This window comes from Methylobacterium terricola, assembly GCF_006151805.1.
GTDB lineage: Bacteria > Pseudomonadota > Alphaproteobacteria > Rhizobiales > Beijerinckiaceae > Methylobacterium > Methylobacterium terricola.
The window spans coordinates 1-1219 of the sequence record NZ_VDDA01000099.1 but is presented as its reverse complement, the minus strand read 5'-3'; the positions used below and the strand labels follow the sequence as shown (position 1 = coordinate 1219).

Sequence of the window (1219 nt, the reverse complement as noted above, 5' to 3'; positions counted from 1 at the left end):
TGTCCGCCGTCAGCGCCCGTGAGACAGAGTGAGGCCCTTCACGAACGGAGGATGACTGGTTCATCGTAGCCCCCAAGGAGCGAAGATGAAGCAGACATCCGGGCCGGCACGGAAGCCGGCAGAGGCGGTGATCAAGGACATCCGCCGCGCCACCCGCCGCCAGTTCTCGGCCGAGGAGAAGATCCGCATCGTGCTGGAGGGCCTGCGCGGCGAGGACAGCATCGCAGAGCTGTGCCGACGCGAAGGCATTGCCACCTCGATGTACTACGGCTGGTCCAAGGAGTTCCTGGAAGCGGGCAAGAAGCGGCTGGCCGGCGACACGGCCCGCGCCGCCACCTCGGACGAGGTCAAGGACCTGCGCCGTGAGGCTCGTGCCCTCAAGGAGGTCGTGGCCGATCTCACCCTGGAAAACCGCCTGCTCAAAAAAAGTATGAGCGGAGCTGGGGAAGACGAGGCATGAGGTACTCGGCTTCTGAGAAGCTGGAGATCATCCGGCTGGTCGAGCAGTCCTCTCTGCCGGTGCGCGCCACCCTGGAGAAACTCGGCATCCCGCGCGCCACATTCTACCGCTGGTACGACGCCTGCCAGCAAGGGGGACCCGAGGCCCTGGCCGACCGACCCTCTCGGCCCAGCCGGGTCTGGAACCGCCTGCCCACGGCGATCCGCGAGCAGATCGTCGCCCTCGCGCTCGAGCAGCCGGAGCTCAGCCCACGCGAGCTGGCCGTGCGCTTCACCGACGAGCAGCGCTCCTTCGTCTCGGAAGCCACGGTCTACCGCCTGCTCAAGGCGCACGACCTGATCACCAGCCCAGCCTACATCGTTGTCAAGGCAGCCGACGAGTTCCGTGACAAGACCACGGCCTCCAACCAGCTCTGGCAGACCGACTTCACCTACCTGAAGGTGGTCGGCTGGGGCTGGTACTATCTGTCGACGGTGCTCGACGACTTCTCCCGCTTCATCGTGGCCTGGAAGCTGTGCGCCACGATGCAGGCCAGCGACGTCACTGCCACGCTCGACCTGGCGCTCAGCGCCGCCGGGCTCGATCAGGTGCAGGTGGTGCACCGGCCGCGGCTGCTGACCGACAACGGATCGAGCTACGTCGCGGGTGACCTGGCCGACTGGCTCGGCAGCCGCGGCATGACCCACATCCGCGGTGCTCCCCGCCATCCCCAAACTCAGGGCAAGATCGAGCGCTGGCACCAGACGCTGAAGAACCGCA

Annotated in this window: 1 pseudogene; it reads left to right on the top strand. The window is 66.6% G+C overall.

From position 1 onward, the window contains the following. Nucleotides 1-85 precede the first annotated feature (85 nt). Nucleotides 86-1219, top strand: a pseudogene (locus tag FF100_RS36795) (IS3 family transposase); the annotation flags it as partial.